This is a genomic window from Pleomorphochaeta sp. (genome assembly GCF_050031695.1).
Classification (GTDB): domain Bacteria; phylum Spirochaetota; class Spirochaetia; order Sphaerochaetales; family Sphaerochaetaceae; genus Pleomorphochaeta.
The window spans coordinates 22,543-43,908 of sequence record NZ_JBNAIC010000059.1 but is presented as its reverse complement, the minus strand read 5'-3'; the positions used below and the strand labels follow the sequence as shown (position 1 = coordinate 43,908).

Below are 21,366 nucleotides of genomic sequence, written 5' to 3'. Positions count from 1 at the left end.
AAAAACCATTTCTTATAAATATATATGAACTAGAAATCAACTATTACATTGATTCTAGATAAGTGATTCCAACAAGTTTAAATGAATTTTTAATAACCTGAAGAACCATTTTTGCTAAATTAATTCTCGCAACAACAATCTTTTTATCATCAGCCATTAATATTTTATTATCGTGATACCACTTACTAAACATTTTAGAAATATCATAAAGATGAGAACAAACAAGAGAAGGATTAAAATTAGCTCCTGCTTTTTCAACAATTTGAGGAAAATTAGCAATCATTTTTACAAGTTCTCTTTCTTCTTCAAGATTTAATAAAGAAGCATCAAATTCTATTTCTGAATAATCAGATTTTACTTCATCAAATTTTCTAAGCATTGAAGAGATTCTAGCACCCATATATTGTAAATAAGGCCCAGTATTACCATTGAAAGAAATACTTTTTACAGGATCAAAAGTCATATCTTTAGTAGGATCAACTTGTAATAAATAATAATTTAACGCACCTAATGCAATTGCATTAGCAGTTTTATCAAGTCCGTCAACTAAATTCTCTCTTTCTTTTTCTTGTATTTCTTTTTTTGCTAATTCAGCTAGATTATCAAATAAATCATCTGCATCAACAACAGTTCCTTCACGACTCTTCATCTTACCATTAGGTAAATTTACCATACCATATGATAAATGATGTAAATCCTTGGCCCAAGAATATCCTAATTTATCTAAAATATAGAATAAGACTTTAAAATGATATTGTTGTTCGCTTGCTACAACATAAACTAATGATTCAAAAGGCCAATCTTCATGTCTATTAATAGCAGTACCAATATCCTGAGTCATATATAAAGATGTACCATCTTTTCTTAATAAAACTTTCTTATCGAGCTTAATCTCTTCAAGGTCAATCCAAACAGAACCATCTTCTTCTTTATAGAAAACTCCATCTTCAAGGCCTTTTAATACTTTATCTTTACCTAATTTATAAGTATTACTTTCATAGTAGTATTTATCAAAACTTACTCCAGTCTTTTCATAAGACTCAGCAAGACCATCAAGAGTCCATCCGTTCATTTTTTTCCAAAGTGCAATAGTTTCTTCATCGCCTTCTTCCCATTTAACTAGCATTTCTTTTGCTTGATCTACAGCAGTTGGATCTTCTTTTTCCCATTGTGCAAACTTAACATAATATTTACCAACTAAGTGGTCCCCTTTTATATTTGAACTTTCAGGAGTCTCCCCATTACCAAATTTTTTATAAGCCAACATACTTTTACAAATATGAACACCTCGGTTGTTAATTAAATTTACTTTCTTAACATCAGCACCATTAGCTTTTAAAATTGCAGATACACTTTCACCTAAACTATCATTTCTCATATGTCCAAGATGTAAAGGTTTATTAGTATTAGGACAACTAAACTCAATCATAACTTTCTTATTATTAAAATAATTACTATTTCCATAAGAATCGCCATCATTCAATACTTTTTCTTTTAAAGAAGCTATAATTGATGAAAAATCTAATCTTACATTTAAATAAGGGCCTGCTAATAGCATTTCTCCAGAAGGTTTTTCATCTAAGTCTTCTATTTTTTCTTTAATTATTTGAGCTATTTTATTAGGAGCCATTCTAAACTGTTTTGCATAAGCAAACAAAGGAAAAGCAACATCCCCTAATTCAGGTTTAGGTGGAACTTGTATAGCTAAAGGAGCTAATTTAACATCGTCTTTACTAATATTTTCTTTATAATAAGTAGCTAATTGTTCTTCAATTAATGTTTTCCACTCTACTCTTATTTCTTGCAACATTTTATTTATCCTTATTGTTATTAATTACGTCGCTTTATGATACAAATATCATAATATCTATTCAAGATAAAAAAGCCTATTTTGTTACTCTTAATGTAACTTCTCCTGTACCAATTTCTTTTTCTTCGCCGTTTTGTAATTCTACAATCAAATGAGCCTTTTCATTAATTGATTTTACAATTGCGATATCAGTAGTATTATCTCGATTATATAAAGTAACTTTTTTACCTAAAACATTAGATTTTTCTCTATATTCATCTAAAAAATCTTTATTTGGTAAATTATCCCAAATATTATAGATTTCTTCAGCAATTTCTTTTACTAAAAGATTTCTATTTACATGTTTAGGAATAGAATCCTCATCCTTATAAATACTAGTAACAATATCTTGAATTTCAATTGGGAATTGAGACATTGGTGTTGAAAAATTAATTCCTATTCCAATAACCATAGATCTAATTTTACCTACTTCCATATCTATAATACCTTCTGTTAAAATACCACAGACTTTTTTTTCTCCAATATATATATCATTAACCCATTTAATTTGAGTCTCAATATTGCAAACCTTTTTTATAGCTCTAGAAATAGCAACTGAAGCAATACTAGTAATAAGCAAATTATTATCATTATCATCGTGGGAATTTATTAATAAACTAAAATATATTCCACCATTAGGTGATTCGAAAACTCTACCAAGTCTTCCTCTACCTTTAAGCTGTTTAGAAGATGCAACAATACATTTCTTATCATTCTCTTCATTAGCAATTTGTTTTAAATAAGTATTAGTTGAGTCTATCTCATTAAAATAATGTATATCATATTCAGGTAATACTTTTTTTAATCCATCAAAAGACAACAAAGTAGTTTCTCTAACTAAATAATAACCTTTATTAGTTATTGCATTAATTAAAGCACCCTCTTTTCTTAATTCTGAAATTGCCTTCCAAATAGCAGTTCGACTAACACCGAATTTATCTGCTAATTGTTGTCCAGAAACAAATTCATCTTCTTTTTTTTCTAAATAATCTAATACTTCATTTTTTAAACTCATAATTGTTTTTAGAATATATTTTATTTAGCTTTTTATCAAGAATTCAATAATAAAATATATTGTTAACCAATTTTAGTAAATATTGTTTACAATATTATTTTTATTTGATATATTCATTCACATGAATACAAGAAAAACATTAATAACAGCATTATTTACAGGATTAATTATAGTTGGAACTTTTATAAGAGTACCTCTTCCACCTGTCCCAATAACACTACAAACTTTGTTTGTAATTTTTGCAGCATTAGTTGGAGGTCTTCAAGTTGGCCTTACATCTTTTATAGTTTATTTAATTCTAGGAACAATAGGGTTACCAATTTTCTCAAGTGGCGGAGGCCTTGGTGCTTTAATAGGACCTACAGGCGGTTTTCTATTTGGAATGCTTCTATCTACAATAATTGCAGGTATTTTCTCAGATATCAGTAAAAAAAAGGAAAACAAACTTCCCTATTTTATAATAGGTGGCATTTTAGCAACTATTGCAATATATCTAATTGGTGTACCTTGGCTAAAGATATCAACAAATATGGAATGGGATAAAACTATTAAAGTTGGAGTTCTTCCTTTCTTAATAGGAGATACTATTAAGTTAATTATTGCGATTTTACTTTCTATGAAATTTTATAATAGAATACATGAATTAGTTATTCCTGAAGAAGAATAAAATCAACATAATTTTATTTTACCAATGCTAAGCATTGGTTTTGTTGTCTATTTGTTGCTTTTTTTATATATTTCAATTAGGAGATATATTTTATGAATGATAATTACAAAAAATACTTAGATAGTTTTGATCGTATTACTGATGAAAATGCAAATTTCATTGGTTTAAAACCTCTTCCAAGTGGTATTTGTGTTGAGAAATGTGCAAATGAATTATTAGAATTAATGTTTCCTGGTAGATGTGAAGGTGCTGCAGGTCAATCTTTTAAAGAAGTTGTAATGCACCAATTAAATACAGTAAAATGGACTTTATCGAATTTAATATTTTTATCATATAATCACGAATGTGATAATTCATGTGAAGCAAATCAAGAAAGTAGAAAAAAAGCAGATTTAGCATTAGAAAAACTTTTTCAAGAGCTTCCAACAATTAGAAAAAAAATAAAAGCTGATGCAGAAGCCGGGTTTTATAACGACCCCGCTGCAACAAATCTACATGAAGTTATTTTATCCTACCCATATATTAAAGCATTAACAGTATATAGGGTAGCACATTGTCTATTTAATACAGGTGTTCCTATCCTACCAAGAATGTTAACTGAATGGGCTCATAAAGAAACTGGAATTGATTTACACCCAGGTGCTAAAATTGGAAACTATTTCTTTATTGACCATGGAACTGGTGTTGTAATTGGACAAACCACCGTAATAGGAGATAATGTTAAAATTTATCAAGGGGTAACTCTTGGTGCACTTAGTTTTCCAAAAGATGCTTCTGGTAAAATTATTAAAGGAGCGAAAAGACATCCAACACTTGAAGACAATGTAACCATTTATGCAAATGCAACTATTTTAGGTGATGTAAAAATAGGAAAAGATTGTATAATTGGTTCCTCAGTTTGGATTAAGGAAGATGTACCAGAATCTACAATGGTATTACTTCAAGAGCCTAAAACTAATCATAGAGAAATAAAAAAAATGAGTATTTAATTCATTTTTAACTTAAATAAGCTGTTACAAAAAATTGTGACAGCTTTTTTTATATTATCATAACTTATATAATTTTTAATTTTAATTGTATTTATTATTTCTAATACTTTATAGCATAAAGTTGTTACTATTTTAGAAGTACAAATAGAACCTAAAAAGACAACAAAAGATAAATATTAAACTATTTATAACAATTTTTTTTTACATTTTAGGTTATATCATTGTTGTTATACAAAACTTTCTATAGTAAAATACTACAAAGTTTAATGGGGAAAACTAAATAAAAAAACGAAAAATTATAAGGGGAAAAATGAAAAGCTTACAAATGTTATCAGAAATTGCTTTATTGAATTTTAATACTAGCAACTTTAATTATCAAATGAATAAAGTTCTTAAAATCATTGGCGAATATACTAATGTATCTAGAACTTACATATTCATAGATAATGAAAATGGTTCTGAAACAAAAAATGAATTTGAATGGTGTAACAAAGGAATTAGTGCACAAATCAATAATTTTCAGATTTTAAAATATAAAGATATACCGTCTTTGAAAAAATATCTAATAACTAAAGAAAAATTATTTGCTAATGATATAAGAAACTTACCAAAAGATATCACAGATATACTTAGCCCACAAAAAATAAAATCTATAATAATATACCCTCTAGAAATAAATAATAAACTTAAAGGATTCATTGGTTTTGACGAATGTAAAATCCTTAGAAAGTGGAAAAAAAATGAAATAAACATTATCGCTACACTTTCTGGAATTATTTCTAATATTTACAATAATTATTATTATTCTTTAAAAATAGAAGAAGATAAACAATATTTTGAAAACTTTTTTAATACAATTACTGACTATATAATTGTATGTAATAAAAATGGTGAAATTGTTTATGCTAACCAAGCAACTATTACTAATCTAGAATATAGTATTAATGAATTAGTCCATATGAATATCATTGATTTTATTGTTGAACAAGATAAAAATAGAGCCTCTAGAATATATAATTTAATGTTTAAGGGTAAAATTAAATCAAGTTCTTTTAATTTTAAAAGCAAATCTGGAAGAGTAATACCAGCTGAAACTAGGATTTGGTCAGGAAAATGGAACAATCAAGATTGTATCTTTGGAATAGCAAAGGATATGACAAAAGAAAAAGAAGCTTTGCTAAAATTTACAAAAGTATTTCAAAATAATCCAGCATTAATGGCGCTTAGCGACATGGAGGATATGAGATTCATAGATGTAAATACATCTTTTGTTGAAAAACTTGGATATTCTTATGATGAATTAATTGGAAAAACCACAGATGAACTAAAGTTATTCCCTAATCCAGAAAAACATAAAGCTATAGCTGTTCAACTTTCAAAAAAAGGTACTATTAAAAATATTGAATTAGAAGTCCGTCAAAAAGACGGATCCATACTATATGGATTATTTTCTGGTGAAATTATTGAAAGTGAAAATAAAAACTATTTTTTAACAGTAATGATAGATATTACTGAGAAAAGAAAAATGGAACAAAAAATAAAAGAACAATCAATAAGAGATTCTTTAACTAATTTATATAATAGAAGATATATATTTGATCAATTAGAAATTTATTTATATAACTATAAAAAAAAGAACGATATTTTTTCTATAACCATTTTAGATATAGACTTCTTTAAAGAAATCAATGATACATACGGTCATATAATTGGAGATCATATATTAATCCAATTAACTAAAATGATATCATCTAAACTTGATGATACTAATTTCTTTGGTAGATATGGTGGTGAAGAATTTATCATCGTATCATTAAATAAAGATAAAAATGATACAAAAAATCAAATATGTAATATCTTAAAAGAAACTAGAGAAACTACTTTTAATATCAAAAATCACAAAATTAAACTTACCTTTAGTGCTGGTATATCTGATTCAATGTGTATTGAAAAAGAAACTTCTACTGTTGAAAAAATAATTAATATTGCTGATGAAAGATTGTATAAAGCAAAAAAAACTGGAAGAAATAAAGTAGTTATTTTATAGTTATTAATATTTTTATTAAAGTAATTCTAAAAAGAGAATCCTTGTTAATAATTATCTTACATAGTAGAATATTTCTATAGTAAAAAAACATATTCATTAAGACTGAATATTTCTTTTCAATGTTAATAAAGGAAATATATGAAAAATTTAGAACTATTATCTAAGATTGCATTACTTGCTGTACATACAAATAACTTCGAAAAACAAATAAATGATATTCTAAACATAATAGGAGAATATACTCATGTTTCTAGAACATATATTTTTATTGATAATGGAGATAACTCATTAACTAGTAATGAATTTGAATGGTGTAATACAGATATAAAACCTCAAATTAACGATTTACAAGGGATTCCATATGAAGTAATTCCTTCATGGAGGCCTTTATTACAAAAGAATGGGAAAATTTATTCTAATAATATTTGTGAACTTCCTAAAGATATTATTGCTATTTTAGAACCACAAGGAATATTATCAATTATTGTATATCCTTTAATTATTGATAACAAACTAAAAGGATTTATGGGCTTTGATGAGTGTAAAATAAATAGAGAATGGAAAAAAGAAGATCTTAATTTGCTTTCAACAATATCAGGGATAGTTTCTAATATATATAATAATCATTATAATTTAATTAGAATAAACAAATTATTATCATTAGATCCCTTAACTAATATCTATAATAGAAGATACATTTTTGAACAGCTATCTAAAGATTTTGTAAAATATAATAGATCTAATTTAGTTTTTTCTGTTTCAATTTTGGATATTGATCACTTCAAGAATATAAATGACACTTATGGACATGTCGCTGGAGATTTAATTTTAAAAGAATTTTCTAAATTATTATTAGATAATTTAGATAAATCTGATTTAATTGGTAGATATGGTGGAGAAGAATTTGTAATTGTTTCTTACAACTTATCAAGAAATGAAACAGTCCATAAAATATCAAAACTATTAGATATTATTAGAAATAAATCTTTCTTTTATGAGAATAAAGAAATAAAATTCACTTTTAGTGCAGGCATTTCTGATGCTTTGTTTTTTGAAAAAAATCAAATCACAATAGAAAAGATTATAAATCTTGCCGATAAAAGGTTATATAAAGCTAAAGAATTAGGTCGTAACCAAATAGTATATTTAGGAGAAGAGTAATCTTTTCTAATTTAAAATAGATGCATAATTCTTAAATTGATAGTTTTTTTATACTATAATTATTAATAACAAAATTTAAGAGTTAGTAAAATACTATAAATATATTAGGAAGTAAAATGTCAATTAAAAAAAAGATAGTAATGTATTTTGTACTTATTGCTTTATTAATACTAAGTGCATGCAATTTAACTACGAATGAAATATATCAATTACCTTCAAATTTGATAGGAGAATTAGAAGATTGGGAAGGTGATATATATTTTTTAGAACATGAACTTCCTAATTTACATAAAGATATTTATCACAGTATTAATGAAGAAACTTACAAAAATAAAATAGAAAAACTTAAAACTGAATGTAAAGACATAGATGATGAGCATAGATGGGTAAAAATAAGAACATTTACATCATTAATTAATGATGCTCATACATCATATAGTACAAAAATGACTGACGCTTTCCCTTTAAACCTTGTAGTTTTAGATGATGGTGTATTTGTTACTGCAGCATTAAATGAAAATATACATCTAGTAAGAACTTCAACTGAGACTTCTACATCTCCATCCCGTGTTGAATTAATAAAAATAAATGGTAAACCAATTTTTTCATCCTCAGATACTGAAAACATTTTTTCTATATTAAAAACTATTTTATCACATGAAAATGAATTTATGATTAAAAGTATGATGCCATCTTGTTTACTTGATCCTTCTCTTTTATATGGGGCAGATATTATACCTACAAAAGAGAAGTGTACGATGACTTTTTTATTCCCTGATGGAAGTGAAGAAGATATAGAATTAGAATCTAAATCTCTATCTACATTTAAAGATTTAGATTGGAATATATATTATTCAAACAACTATCCAGCTGATAAATCTATTCTCCCTTATTATCTTCAATATAATAAAGAGAAATATTTTGGAAAGTATATATCTTCAGAAAATACTCTTTATATATTATATAATTCTTGTTCTAATGATGAAGAAATATCTTTTTCCACTTTTATAGAAAATCAATATTCAAACTGCAAGAATGAGAATGTAGAAAAAGTAATTATAGACTTAAGAAATAATGGAGGAGGAGATTCTAGAATAATAAAACCTCTATATTCCTTATTAAAAAATGAATTAGCTTCCTCAAAGTTATATGTTATTACAGGTGAAAAAACTTTTTCTTCAGGATTAATGAATGCAATTGAATTATCTAAAGATTATAATGGGATTTTAATTGGTGGGGCAACAGGGGGAAAACCAAATCACTATGGAGAAGTAAAAAGTACACAGCTCCCATCTAAAAACTATATCTCTTGGGCAACTAAATACTTCAATTTATTACCTAAGGATGATTCAGCCTCACTATTCCCTAATGTTTCAGTAGAAAATACATCTTATGATTTTTTTAATTTTGAAGATCCTATTCTCTCATATATTTTAGATGATGAACTTTAAAATACATTAATTACTTTTATATTTTTCTTGCATTTAATAAGAGTGAAAAGTATCCTAAATATATTAGGAGGATTTATTATATGAAAGAATTATTAGAAAAATATAAAAATTTAGAAAATGATGTTAAGCAAGAGATGATTAATAAAACAGCAGAAGATCTAAAAAGAAGACAATATATGCCCCCTTTTCTTATAGATGTTAAAAACTTCTTTTACATAACTAAAGAAGAAATGCTTAATGAATATAATAGAGTTCTAAATCTCTCTCTTGAAAGTGAAGAATTAAAAAGTGTTGTGGGAATAGAAAACCCTAATGATGTTAAAAAACTTCACCTAAATACATTATTAAATCAATATAAGTTATTATGTGAGTTAAGAAAAGGAAGCGCTGAAGCCTGGGATACAATTAACGAACTTTATGAAGATGATTAAGTAAAGAATAATATCAATGAAGTTATCTCACTTAATCACAAAAACCATTAAAAATAAACCAATTTTATATTTCTTTTTTTTCACATTTATTTTTTCTTGGGGATGTTGGATACCTCTAATATTTATAAAAAAAGAAATTACTATTATTAGAATGATTGGTACTTTCTCCCCTATTATTTTTGCTATTATCATAACCAAAGTAATTGAAGGCAATTATGGTATTAAACAATTATTGAAACCATTTTTAATTTGGAAGTTTAATATTGTTTGGTATATATTTTGTATCTTTTCAACAGCTTTAATATGCTTCACTGCAATTGGAGTTTCAGTATCTTTTAAAATTACTGATTTTTACTTTAATGATTTATCAAAAATATATATTTTAATTCCAATTTTTTTATATGTTTTATTAACCAGTGTTCTTGGTGAAGAAACAGGGTGGCGGGGTTTTGCTCAAAAAAGATTACAAATTTATGTTTCACCAATTACAGCTAGTATAATAATTGGAATAATTTGGGGATTTTGGCATTTACCACTTTTTTTTATCCCTAATAACTTTCATCATTTTATACCTTTTTGGCTATTTTTAATTCAAGAAGTAGCCCTTTCGATTGTTATAGCTTGGATATATAACAATACAAGAAAGAGCTTACTATCTGTTCATATATTCCATACAGCCAGTAATATTACATTAGGAGTATTACCAATATTACCAATGGATACTAAAGGTAATTTAGTTCCATTATATATTACTGTTATTTTACTAGTTCTTTTTTCTATATGTCTAATCTTATCTAAAAGTATTAAAAATATAGAAATAGAGTAATTATAAATTATTATTCACTAGCTGCATAAGTGGTAGCTGCATCATTTCTATCTGTTGTATGATCTTCTAAATCATTTACAGCATTTTTAAATTCTCTAGATGATGTAAAAGTATAATCAGATTCTTCACTAGTTACAGACTCTTCAATTAAATCTTCATAATATTCATAAATTGGATTTAAATAAGATTCATTGAATATAGTTGAAGCAAAACTACTAACATAACTTTTATAAGTCTCTGTATAACTTGAATCATCTAATATATATCTAATTAGTGGCCAATTATTATCTACTTCTTCCATATCAAGATCCAAACATCTATTATTCGAATCTAAAGCTTCATTATTATCCCAAGGAATCCATTCAAATTTATTAGTACTCGGATTGTTATATAAGAAGTAATTATGAGACATAACACCATAAGTATCCCAATTTTGTAAAACAGTATTTGCAGCAAGCCATTTTAAAAATATATCAACATCAAAAATAGCTTCAAGATTAGTTTTCCAATCATCAGAATCTACATCATTAATAGCAGTATATAATTCATAAATATCTTCATAACTTTCATCTTCATCAGTTTGAAGATTAAATTCATCTTCATCATATGTATTAGATGCAAAAGTTGCAGCATCATCTTCTGGTTTATAAAGATTTCCACTATCATTATCATCACCATATTGAATACTAATAACAGTATCATCAACTTCTTCAACTAAAGTATATAAACCATAATATATATCATCCTCTTCATCACCACCATCTACATTTATATATAATTCATAAAAAGAGCAATGCGCACTTACTAATCCAAAATCACTAAATAATTGAGAAGTTACGACTTCTCTCATTTCAGACTCATCTTCATAATTACTCTTTAGATTCAGCTGTTTAAAACCATAAAATCTTTGATTATCAATTTCTTCATAGGTATCTTCGAATTCATCAAAATCTAATTTAAAAGGTAATTTACTACAATTTGCATTGTATAAACTTGAATTCCCTTTAAATCTTATTCCAACTTTATACCATTCTAATTCATTTTCACTTTCTCCATCTGGACTATAAAACAATTCACAGGGGACAAAAAAAGGGTTATCAATAGATGTAAAATCTGTAGAATTTCCTAATTCATCACTTAAATCATCTAAATTTTCATTCATTAATTCCCAATTTTCACTCTCAATAACTATTCTCATTTTTTGTACAGTAGAAGTATCAAAAACAATATCAATATTAGCGATAATTTCATCAGTATCAAGCTTAGAGTGAGTTTCATCACTCCAATCTGAAGTACTACTTAATTCACTATAATAAATATCACTCTCATCAGCTTCATCATCACCATCTTCATATAAATCAGATAAGCTTAGGCTACAAGAGAGAAAATAATTAACACAAAGAAGAGTTAAAAGAATTTTAAATAGTAATTTAATTATATTATTATTTTTATTAAATCTATTCATTTGCTTCTCCAGGAGAAGCCTCTCCTTGTTCCCATTCTCCATCTATATATAAAAATACTTGATCATCTTCTTGTTCATCAGCTTCATAAGTAAAAGTATTAGTAACTTCATTTCCCTCTGAATCATAAATATAGACACCTTCAGCTTTACTTCCCTTAAGACCTTCAGGTATAGTTAAATATTCAATATTTGAAAATTCATCATCTACAGTTTGAGTCTCTCCATCATCTTCCCAAGTAACTAACTCAGTCATTGAAATTTCATCAACAATTTTAAAATCATTAGAATATAAAATAAGTAGATAATCATTTGCTTTAATAATTACAGATGAATCAGTTGTTGTTGTACTTACCCATTCTAAATTTGTTGAATCCCATTCATTTAAACTAAGAGTTGATTTAACTTCATAACAATTAGAATAACCTTCGCTATCACCAAAATAATAACCTGTTAAATCAATATCCTCATCAGTGTTATTATATAATTCAACATAATCTACTGATAAACCACCTACACTACCAGAAGTTGAAACTTCAGTTATATAAAATGAATAACCTAAATCAAAGCCAGTTGATAATTCACAACCAAATAATATAATCATACAAATTATACTTACAAATAAATATTTAATTTTTTTCATACAAATTTTTCCTTTCTATATATATATGCAATTTTATTGCATCTATGTGATAGCTTTGTGATAAAAAATCTAACAATAACAAACAACTAAAAAATATTTCTAATAAAAGTAATATATATAAATCAAGTAAAGGTAACAACTTTAGCAGAATATGGCAACTTATTACATAACATACGACACAACACCTACTATTTTAAATATTATAACTATAAACATACAACTTATATTAAAACTTTTTAAAAAATTTTTTTTAACAAATAAGTAATTTAAAATGTTATATTGTAAAGAAATAACATAATAAAGTATTCTAACATAACTATTATTTTTACCATTTGTATAATTTTTTTTAAAAAAAACTATTGACATAAGACTCATTGTGCTTTATATTTAAACCATAAGACAAAAACATTTAAAAGGAAAACAAAATTATGAAAAAATTATTATCAACTTTATTAGTAGCAACAATAGCAATCACTGGATTATTCGCATATTCTTCACCAAGTATTATTTTAGATGCAACAGCAGAACAAACTGATTACACTTTCAAATTACAAAGATTAAATGATTCAATGACTTCTATCGCAGGTAATTATACAAGTGATTATACTGAAGATATCACTCTAACATCAGAAGAGCAAACAACTAATGCATTTACTGTTGCAACAACTGCAATTGGTAATATGCCTAGTGATATCGGTTTCACAACTACAATTACAACAGGTGCTTTCTTAGATGCTAATGGTGATAGTGATTATAATACTAGTTGGTATCCAACAATAGTTGAATTATCTGATTCAGCAACAACTACAAATGAATCAGATTCAAAAGGTGAAGTAGTATCATTTAAAAGCAGCGCTTCAGGAAAATTTATAGCTCAATCAGTAGGCGTTTTCTCAACAACTTTCGAAAGAGGTGTTCACTTATTAGGTGCTGAAATCGCTCGCTTTAAATTATCATATAAAGCTGATGATGAACTAGCCGCTGGTACTTATACAAGTACAACAACTATTGCAATCGCAACAAATTAATAAAAATTTAGAGAACAATTAGAAAAAAAGAGGACTGTTACTTAAAGTAATGGTCCTTTATTTATTTTTAAATAATATTTTTATTGAAACCCATGTTAAATAAAAGTAAACTTAATTCAATAATACTATTATGAGGTTTAAATATGATATTAAATGAAGTTGATAAAGTTGAAATTACTGTATTAATGGATAACTATGCTGATTGGATTCTAAAAGACACACCTTATGTAAAAAGAGCTATGGATTCAAAAAACGGTAAAGAGCTAAAAGTCCCATTAATGAGTGAACATAGCTTATGTTTATTAATAAGTTTATATAAGGATAATAAAAAGCATAATATACTTTTAGATACTGCAGAAAATGGGGTATCATTAAAAAACAACATTGATATACTAGAAGTTGATTTAAAATCAGTTGAATCCTTGATAATAAGTCATGCACATAGCGATCATACTCATGGACTTCCTTGGGTTATCACTCAATTAGATAAATCTGCAAATGTCATAGCACACCCTGATGTTTTTTTAACAGGTAGGTCTTTTGTTGATAATGGAATAACAGTTATTAATGATTGCCCAAATAAAGATATAATCACATCTCATGGAAACTCCATAATAGAATCAAAAGAACCTTATATTTCTCCTAATTCTTTATTCGCAGTAACCGGTGAAATACCAAGAGTTACAGATTTTGAAATATTAGATTATGAATCATATGTAATAAGAGATGGTAAGAAAGAATTTGATAAGATTCTTGATGACCAAGCTATTGTTATAAACATAAAGAAAAAAGGGTTACTTGTCATATCTGGTTGTGCACATGCTGGAATTATAAACACAATAGAATACTCAAAAAAAATTACTAAAATTAATAAACTATATGGAGTTATTGGAGGATTTCATCTTCCTCCTAAGAAAAACTCAAGTGTTAGTGAAAAAACTATAGAAGCTTTAAAAGCTATGTCCCCTGAAATTATTGTTCCTATGCACTGCACAGGAATTTATGCCATCTCTAGATTTATTAGTGAATTTGATGATGTATGTAATTTATCTTGCGTAGGATCTAAATTCACTTTTTAATATTTTCATTCAAAAAAAAGGGTTTTTTCATGAATACTATTACAATTAGAAAATTAAAATTAAACGAATCAAAACTTTATAGAGAAATAAGGTTAAAAGCATTAAGAGAATATCCAAACTTCTTTGGATCAAATTATCAAGAACAAGCAAACTTAGAAAAGCTTTATTTTGAAAGATTAATCGAAGATGATTCATATAATGGGAAAATGTATGGCGCCTTTTGCAATTTAGAATTAATTGGTATTTGTGGAATGACTTTTGATACCAATATTTCTGTAAATTCTATTGAACTAATTCAAATGTATGTAAGTAAAGAACATCAGAGAAAAGGTATTGCCACTAGGATAATTAATCAAATAATCTCAGATGCTAAAAAAAATGATGCAATTTCATCAATAGTTATTCAAGTAAATAAAAACAATAAAGCAGCTATTCATGTATATGAAAAATGTGGATTCTCACCTATTAAAAAAGACAATGAAGATTCAGAGACAATCTCTCTTATTCTTAACATTTCTAACAAATAAGAGAAGTAAAATAAATTTCAATTAGTTACTTATTAAGTTTTATAAATTTATAAAAAATCTTTTTAATAAAAAAGAAAGAGTAACTAATTGACATCTATATACCGTTCGGTATATATTCTAATTATGGATAACAAAACAAACATTTTGAACTGTGCTTTGAACCTTTTTTCTCAAAAGGGTTTTGAAGGAGTGTCAGTTCAACAATTAGTTAATGAAGCGAAAATAACAAAGCCAACTCTTTATTATTATTATAAAAGTAAAGAAGGGTTATATAATAAACTTTTAGATAATTATTATACTGAGTTAAACAATCAACTAAAAAGTATAAGCAATTATACTCCTAACCCTAATAATTATCATGAAGATATATATCCTGTATTAGATAGAATAATTAACACATATTTTACATATGCAAAAAATAATCCACAATTTTATAGAATAATTTTATCAAATCAATATATGCCAAAGTCATCACCTATTTATGAAATGAGCCACAGTTTTGATAATATTCAATATCAAATTATATTAGATACATTTACTAATATGGCAAATGTTCATACAAACCTAAAAAAGAATGTAACAAAATTAACTTGGAGCTTTATTGGCTTAATAAACACATATATTGGATTATTCTTACAAGATAATTCTTTTGAATTATCCTCTAATTTATCAAAAGAATTAGTTCATCAATTTATGCATGGTATCCATGCATAGTACAAAATTTTTTTAAAGATTTTATATACCTAACGGTAGGTATTTCAACAATACAAGGAGACAATTATGGAATATTGGTATCAAGATGCAACAATATATCATTTTTTTACGTTTGGAGCAGTTAATGCACCTTTCTATAATGATTATTCACAACCAATAAACAGAATAAAGGAAATTGAAAAATGGATTCCACATTTAAAAAATTTAAACTGTAATACAGTATTATTTTCACCTGTGTTTCAATCAATCTCACATGGTTATGATACAACAGATTATTACACTATTGATAATAGACTTGGAACAAATGAAGATTTTAAAGAAATAATAGAACAGTTACATAAAAACAATATTAAAGTTGTTTTAGATGGAGTATTCAATCATTGTGGAAGAAACTTTTTTGCTTTTAAAGATATAATTGAAAATAAAGAAGCATCCCCTTATTGCTCTTGGTTTTCAAATCTTAGATTTAATGAATCTAATTCTATAGGAGATTCTTTTTCTTATGATAGTTGGGCAGGATACTTAGAACTACCAAAGTATGATTTAAAAAATAATGATATGAAAGATTATTTATATAAAGCTGTTGGATATTGGATAGATTATTTTAAAATTGATGGTTTAAGATTAGATGCTGCAGAATGTTTAGACCATACTTTTATGAAAGAACTTAGAGAATATACAAGTTATAAGAAAAACGACTTTTGGTTAATGGGTGAAATAGTAAATGGAGATTATAGAAACTGGTGCAGCAATCAAAAATTACATTCAGCAACAAACTATGAATTATTTAAAGGAATTTATTCTAGCCACAATGAAGAAAACTTGTTTGAAATAGCATATTCACTTAAGCGACAATTTGATAAAAATTCTGGAATATATAATTCATTTTTACCTTATAATTTTGTAGATAATCACGATCAAAGTCGCCTTGCATCTCTAGTTGATAAGCCACAATATTTATACACAATTTATATATTATTATTTACAATGGTTGGAATTCCATCAATATATTATGGCAGTGAATTTGGAATTGAAGGAATTAAAGGTATTGATTTAGATAAACAAATAAGACCATATATCGATATTAATGAAATTAAATCTAAAAAAAATGATTTGGAAGAAGTAATAAAAAAACTAAGTTTTATTAGAAAAAATTCTAAAGCTTTAAAAAAAGGATCTTATGAAGAAATATCTATTGAATATCATAAATCATTCATATTTAAAAGAGAATTTGAAGGGGAATCTGTATATGTAATAATAAATCCAAATGATAATGAAGATTATATTTCAATTGATGACAATAGACAATTTTACGATGAATTAAACAATGAGAATATAAAAGATATTAAGAATATTTGTATAAATAAATATTGGGGTAGAATACTAATTTCTAGATAACATATAAAGCAAAACAATAATTTGTTTTGCTTTTATATAAATTTAATATCTCTAAAAAACTTATGACTTTATCTTAATAGGATGTCTTAATATTGTCTTCCATTTTGCTGGATCAACCTTTCTAATATCTGATAAATAAATTTCATGATGATGTCTAATCTCATTAAAATCTAAAACATATCCCTTTTCTTTTATAAAGTTATGCATTTGTTCAACAGATTCCGCCTCAGTAGAAAACGGTCCTAAATGCATCATTTGTACACATAAGCCTTCTTCAATTGTTAACAATTCTACTTTTGAAAAATCGATTTTTTTCTTATTAGTAGTTTCTTTTATAGCCCATTCAAAATCTTTTTTTGTAATAAAATCAGGTAGTCTAATTATAGAAATCCAACTAAAGGTTTCCATTTTAGATAAATCGACACCTTTTATCCCCTCTTGCCACCAATAACCTTCTAAAGGAGGAACAACATATTCAAAAAAACCTTTAATTTTATAATCACTTTTATAACTCATCTTAAGTTTGTAAGCTATAGGATATAATAAAGCTATTGCTTTTTTATAATCGCCATTTTCTTCATTTGGGTCTCCAGTACCTCTAACAGCTAAAAAATTCATTTTAGGAATACTTATAATTTCAGGTTTAGTTTTAGGTTTATAAAATTGTTTATATTCTTTCTTAAAATCAAAAATCATTTCTTGCTCCTTTTATTTATTAAAAATAGATATATAAATACATCTCAATTATGTAGTTGAATTTAAATAAATATGATAAGTTAATTTTATATTACCCTAATATATAAGAAAAGGATTTTTTATGAATAAAGCAGTTATTTTTGATTTCAATGGAACTCTATTTTGGGACTCAGAAATTAATTTTCAATCTTGGTACAATTTTATTAAAAAGAATTTAAAAAGAGAATACACAAGAGAAGAATATTCCACTTTAAACGGAAGAACGACTGCTGAGACTTTAGAAGTTCTTTATAATAAGAAATTCGATAAACAAACTATTGATAAATTGATAAATGAAAAAGATGAAGAATACTTAAAAATCTTGTATAATGATAAAAGTTCACTTTCACTTGCACCAGGAGCTGAAGAGCTTTTATATAATCTAAAAAAAAATAAAATTAAAATAGCTATCGCAACTAGTGCTCATCCATCATTAATGGTTGAATATGAAAAAATATTTAAATTATCAAGATTCTTTGAAAGAGAATTAATTATAGCTAATGATGGTACATACAAAAGCAAACCAAATCCAGCAATTTATATAGAGGCACTAAAAAGATTAAAAGTTGAGCCCAAAAATAGTATCGTTTTCGAGGATACAAAAAGTGGTATTATAAGTGCATTTAATGCTCAAGTAGAAAAAATTATAGCTGTAAATAGCATTGGATGTAATATTGAAATTGTAAACAACCTAGTAGAAACAACTTCTTATATTACACACTTTAATCAAATAAATATAAACAATTTATTTTAATATAACATTTATTTTAGTTAGAATGAAAATTAATTACTTGGATTTTAATATTTTTTTCCACTTATATAACTCATCGTCAGCTCTAGTAATGACTTTTTCATAACTTTCATCACTTATTTTAAATTCAGCACATCCATAACAATAATTAGCATAATTAATTAAACTCTGCATTTCATTAATTACATCTGGATAAACTTTATTCATTTTCTTTTCTATTTCAACAATACCATGATTCGGACAAATTAATAAAAATTCATCACCGCCCCATCTACCAAAGCTACAATTATCACTTTTTATTGACTTAAAAGCATTTGCAAAAGTTTTAATTATTTTATCGCCAACAATATGGCCATTTTCATCATTTACTTTTTTTAATTTATTAATATCTAACATGGCAACAGAAAAAACACTACCTGCTTCTCTAGATTTTTCAAATTGCTTTTTCAAAATTTTTTCAATTTTATTTCTATTATAAGAAGATGTTAAAACATCAATATCAGCATAAAATTTTAGTTTATCTTCATATATAAGATTCTTCAAATCAGCCTCTATTGCTTCTCTAAATTCACTTAATAATTGTTTATAATTCTCACTATATTTATTTTCTTTTGAATCTAAAACACAAATTGTTCCAAAAAATTCTTTACTTGGCCAATGAATAGGTAAGCCATAATAAGAAATCATATTAAGTTTCACATCAGGATTATTTTCCCAAGCTTTAGAATTAAGTGCATTTTCAACTAAAAGCTCATCATTATTCCCTATTACAGTTTCACAATATAATCCATGACCAAGAGTATCACTTCCTCCAACAGGATATGGATTATCTTCATTTTGGCTTTTTAAAAACACAACCATAGACTCTTTTGTTATTTGCATAATCAATCCGGCAGGAACTTTTAAAATTTTTGCCATTATATTAATTATTCTTTGCCATTTTTCCATAATTTCATTACTTATCTCAGGCATTGATTCATTTTTTATGCTTACTTCTCTATAATTTTCAGATTCACGTAAATATACTTTTGTTGTTTTTCCCATTTGCACCTCAAATATATTAAAATTATAATAATTTATTAAAAACTTTATCTACAGATAATTTTGCTATTTTAGGATCAAATTGAGTACCCGCCATTTTTTCTATTTCTAAAATTGCATATTCAATAGAAAAGGCTTTACGATATGGACGATTTGATGTCATAGCATCAAAAGTGTCTGCTATACTTAATATCCTTGATTCTAGAAGAATTTCTTCACCTTTTATATGATTGGGATAGCCCAATCCATCCCATCTTTCATGATGTTCTAGAACAATATTTGCTAAATTTTCTAACTCACTATTTTTTACCAAAGATTTATAAGCTGTTAAAGGATGCAATTTGACTAATTCATATTCTTCATCAGTTAATCTACCTTTTTTATTCAATACCTCTTTTGGTATTAATGCCTTTCCAATATCATGAACAAGACCTGCATAATATATTTGATTTATTCTATCCTCACTCAAGTTCATAGCTTCTGCTATTTCACGTGAGTAATTTGCAACTTTTTGACTATGATTTTTAGTATAAACATCATGGATTTCTAAAAGACCTGTTAATGTTATTATCATATCTTTTAAAACTTTTAATTGGAGCTCTTGATATTGTTTTTCTTTAATTTCAATTTCAGATTTAAATCTACTTTTTGTTGACGTAAACTTTTCAATAGTGTTTAACATTGAATCAACTTGAAATTTATCAAGATCTACAGAATCAGAATCAACTACATCAAAATAAAATGGGTTTTCGTGAACTAGACCTCTATAAATAATAATTGGATGAACTTCAATTATATTTTTGATCATTTTATTTGAGAAAGAATCTATATTATATCTACAAATAGCTGAAACAGGATAAGAATTAAAAATCTCCTCATTAAGTAAATATTCATATTCCATAATCCTATCAAAACCATCATTATAATTTAAAACCCAACTTATTTCTCCAGTAATAGCTAAAGCACTAAAACCTTCAGCAAGGGCAGTTTTAGACATAGTTTTAATTAATTCTATCATTTTTCTAGCATTAAAAGTTCCACTTTTTGAATATGCATCTTCTTTATCTAATATTAAAAGTTGTTCATTTTTTAGTATTGAATCTAAATCTATAAGATTTTTTAATTTATTAATGATTATTTCAGTACTTAATCCACCTTTTATATATATACATTTTTCATTTCTATTAATGCGCGATAAAATATAGGCTACAATAACATCAGTATTTGAATGATAATCTTCATTTTCATAAAGCAAAACCATATGATCGCCTGCAACTATCCTATTCATCTTTAAATATATATATTCTCTTTTCATTCAATAAATGCTCCTATGATATATTAATTACCCCTTTTTCCCTATATTAAAATCTTTCAAATAAATTATATCACGAAAATACTATTCTATGTAATTTATTCTACTTGATATTTAGTATACACAATTAGTTACATGTAACAAATATATAAAGCATCTATTTGATGAAAATAAATATTTTTTTTCCAATTTATAAAAAATTTATAACTATTATAGTTCATAATTATAAATTAGTATTTT

The 21,366-nt window shown here is 25.8% G+C and carries 20 protein-coding genes; 13 read left to right on the top strand and 7 right to left on the bottom strand.

Features of this window, described 5'->3' with window-relative positions; translation table 11 throughout:
- Positions 1-43: 43 nt before the first annotated feature.
- Together argS and ACPKM0_RS09910 are read right to left on the bottom strand one after the other, a co-directional pair.
- The gene (gene argS, locus ACPKM0_RS09915; protein WP_472475623.1) at positions 44-1,807 is read right to left on the bottom strand and encodes an arginine--tRNA ligase; all 1,764 of its coding nucleotides are present in this window, start codon (positions 1,805-1,807) and stop codon (positions 44-46) included.
- 79 nt (positions 1,808-1,886) lie between these two features.
- Positions 1,887-2,864, bottom strand: a complete 978-nt coding sequence (locus tag ACPKM0_RS09910) for a biotin--[acetyl-CoA-carboxylase] ligase (protein WP_472475541.1) — start codon at positions 2,862-2,864, stop codon at positions 1,887-1,889.
- 121 nt (positions 2,865-2,985) lie between these two features.
- Here ACPKM0_RS09910 and ACPKM0_RS09905 point away from each other — a divergent pair, with 121 nt between their 5' ends.
- From ACPKM0_RS09905 to ACPKM0_RS09875, 7 genes are all read left to right on the top strand, one after another.
- Entirely contained in the window at positions 2,986-3,531 is a 546-nt protein-coding gene (locus tag ACPKM0_RS09905; protein ID WP_472475539.1) for a biotin transporter BioY, read from the top strand.
- A gap of 92 nt (positions 3,532-3,623) precedes the next feature.
- Positions 3,624-4,520, top strand: a complete 897-nt coding sequence (gene epsC, locus ACPKM0_RS09900) for a serine O-acetyltransferase EpsC (protein WP_472475537.1) — start codon at positions 3,624-3,626, stop codon at positions 4,518-4,520.
- Between the two features lie 310 nt (positions 4,521-4,830).
- Entirely contained in the window at positions 4,831-6,567 is a 1,737-nt protein-coding gene (locus tag ACPKM0_RS09895) for a sensor domain-containing diguanylate cyclase (protein ID WP_472475535.1), read from the top strand.
- 138 nt (positions 6,568-6,705) lie between these two features.
- Positions 6,706-7,728 (top strand): sensor domain-containing diguanylate cyclase, encoded by a 1,023-nt coding sequence (locus tag ACPKM0_RS09890; RefSeq protein WP_472475534.1) that lies wholly within the window; start codon positions 6,706-6,708, stop codon positions 7,726-7,728.
- 116 nt (positions 7,729-7,844) lie between these two features.
- Entirely contained in the window at positions 7,845-9,179 is a 1,335-nt protein-coding gene (locus ACPKM0_RS09885; protein ID WP_472475532.1) for a hypothetical protein, read from the top strand.
- An 80-nt stretch (positions 9,180-9,259) separates the two neighbouring features.
- Positions 9,260-9,610 carry a hypothetical protein gene (locus ACPKM0_RS09880; RefSeq protein WP_472475530.1) on the top strand — a complete coding sequence of 117 codons (351 nt, stop codon included), beginning with the start codon at positions 9,260-9,262 and terminating at the stop codon, positions 9,608-9,610.
- 16 nt (positions 9,611-9,626) lie between these two features.
- Positions 9,627-10,436 (top strand): CPBP family intramembrane glutamic endopeptidase, encoded by an 810-nt coding sequence (locus tag ACPKM0_RS09875; protein WP_472475528.1) that lies wholly within the window; start codon positions 9,627-9,629, stop codon positions 10,434-10,436.
- 10 nt (positions 10,437-10,446) lie between these two features.
- On the opposite strand, the gene ACPKM0_RS09870 is transcribed toward ACPKM0_RS09875, so the two are convergent.
- Both ACPKM0_RS09870 and ACPKM0_RS09865 read right to left on the bottom strand, forming a co-directional pair.
- Positions 10,447-11,901 (bottom strand): CotH kinase family protein, encoded by a 1,455-nt coding sequence (locus tag ACPKM0_RS09870; RefSeq protein ID WP_472475526.1) that lies wholly within the window; start codon positions 11,899-11,901, stop codon positions 10,447-10,449.
- Positions 11,894-12,541 carry a hypothetical protein gene (locus ACPKM0_RS09865; protein WP_472475524.1) on the bottom strand — a complete coding sequence of 216 codons (648 nt, stop codon included), beginning with the start codon at positions 12,539-12,541 and terminating at the stop codon, positions 11,894-11,896. The genes ACPKM0_RS09870 and ACPKM0_RS09865 overlap by 8 nt, the downstream gene beginning before the upstream one ends.
- A gap of 428 nt (positions 12,542-12,969) precedes the next feature.
- Between ACPKM0_RS09865 and ACPKM0_RS09860 the strand changes: the two genes are divergently transcribed.
- The 5 genes from ACPKM0_RS09860 to ACPKM0_RS09840 all read left to right on the top strand — a co-directional run bounded on the left by ACPKM0_RS09860 (position 12,970) and on the right by ACPKM0_RS09840 (position 17,287).
- On the top strand, positions 12,970-13,569 hold the full coding sequence (locus tag ACPKM0_RS09860; RefSeq protein ID WP_472475522.1) for a hypothetical protein: 600 nt from the start codon (positions 12,970-12,972) through the stop codon (positions 13,567-13,569).
- A 143-nt stretch (positions 13,570-13,712) separates the two neighbouring features.
- Positions 13,713-14,648: an MBL fold metallo-hydrolase gene (locus ACPKM0_RS09855; RefSeq protein WP_472475520.1), complete on the top strand. Its 936-nt coding sequence runs from the start codon at positions 13,713-13,715 to the stop codon at positions 14,646-14,648.
- A 29-nt stretch (positions 14,649-14,677) separates the two neighbouring features.
- Positions 14,678-15,175, top strand: coding sequence for a GNAT family N-acetyltransferase (locus tag ACPKM0_RS09850; protein ID WP_472475518.1), 498 nt, complete (start codon positions 14,678-14,680; stop codon positions 15,173-15,175).
- 123 nt (positions 15,176-15,298) lie between these two features.
- Positions 15,299-15,889, top strand: coding sequence for a TetR/AcrR family transcriptional regulator (locus ACPKM0_RS09845; RefSeq protein ID WP_472475516.1), 591 nt, complete (start codon positions 15,299-15,301; stop codon positions 15,887-15,889).
- 66 nt (positions 15,890-15,955) lie between these two features.
- Positions 15,956-17,287, top strand: a complete 1,332-nt coding sequence (locus tag ACPKM0_RS09840) for an alpha-amylase family glycosyl hydrolase (protein ID WP_472475514.1) — start codon at positions 15,956-15,958, stop codon at positions 17,285-17,287.
- Between the two features lie 60 nt (positions 17,288-17,347).
- On the opposite strand, the gene ACPKM0_RS09835 is transcribed toward ACPKM0_RS09840, so the two are convergent.
- Positions 17,348-17,983, bottom strand: a complete 636-nt coding sequence (locus tag ACPKM0_RS09835) for a GyrI-like domain-containing protein (RefSeq protein ID WP_472475512.1) — start codon at positions 17,981-17,983, stop codon at positions 17,348-17,350.
- Between the two features lie 121 nt (positions 17,984-18,104).
- Here ACPKM0_RS09835 and ACPKM0_RS09830 point away from each other — a divergent pair, with 121 nt between their 5' ends.
- A complete protein-coding gene (locus tag ACPKM0_RS09830) occupies positions 18,105-18,776 on the top strand; it encodes an HAD family hydrolase (RefSeq protein WP_472475510.1) in 672 nt (223 codons plus the stop codon).
- A gap of 33 nt (positions 18,777-18,809) precedes the next feature.
- Here the strand turns inward: ACPKM0_RS09830 and ACPKM0_RS09825 are convergent, their stop codons facing one another.
- Entirely contained in the window at positions 18,810-19,817 is a 1,008-nt protein-coding gene (locus tag ACPKM0_RS09825) for a sensor domain-containing diguanylate cyclase (RefSeq protein ID WP_472475509.1), read from the bottom strand.
- A gap of 22 nt (positions 19,818-19,839) precedes the next feature.
- Entirely contained in the window at positions 19,840-21,129 is a 1,290-nt protein-coding gene (locus ACPKM0_RS09820) for an HD domain-containing phosphohydrolase (RefSeq protein WP_472475507.1), read from the bottom strand.
- Positions 21,130-21,366 lie beyond the last annotated feature (237 nt).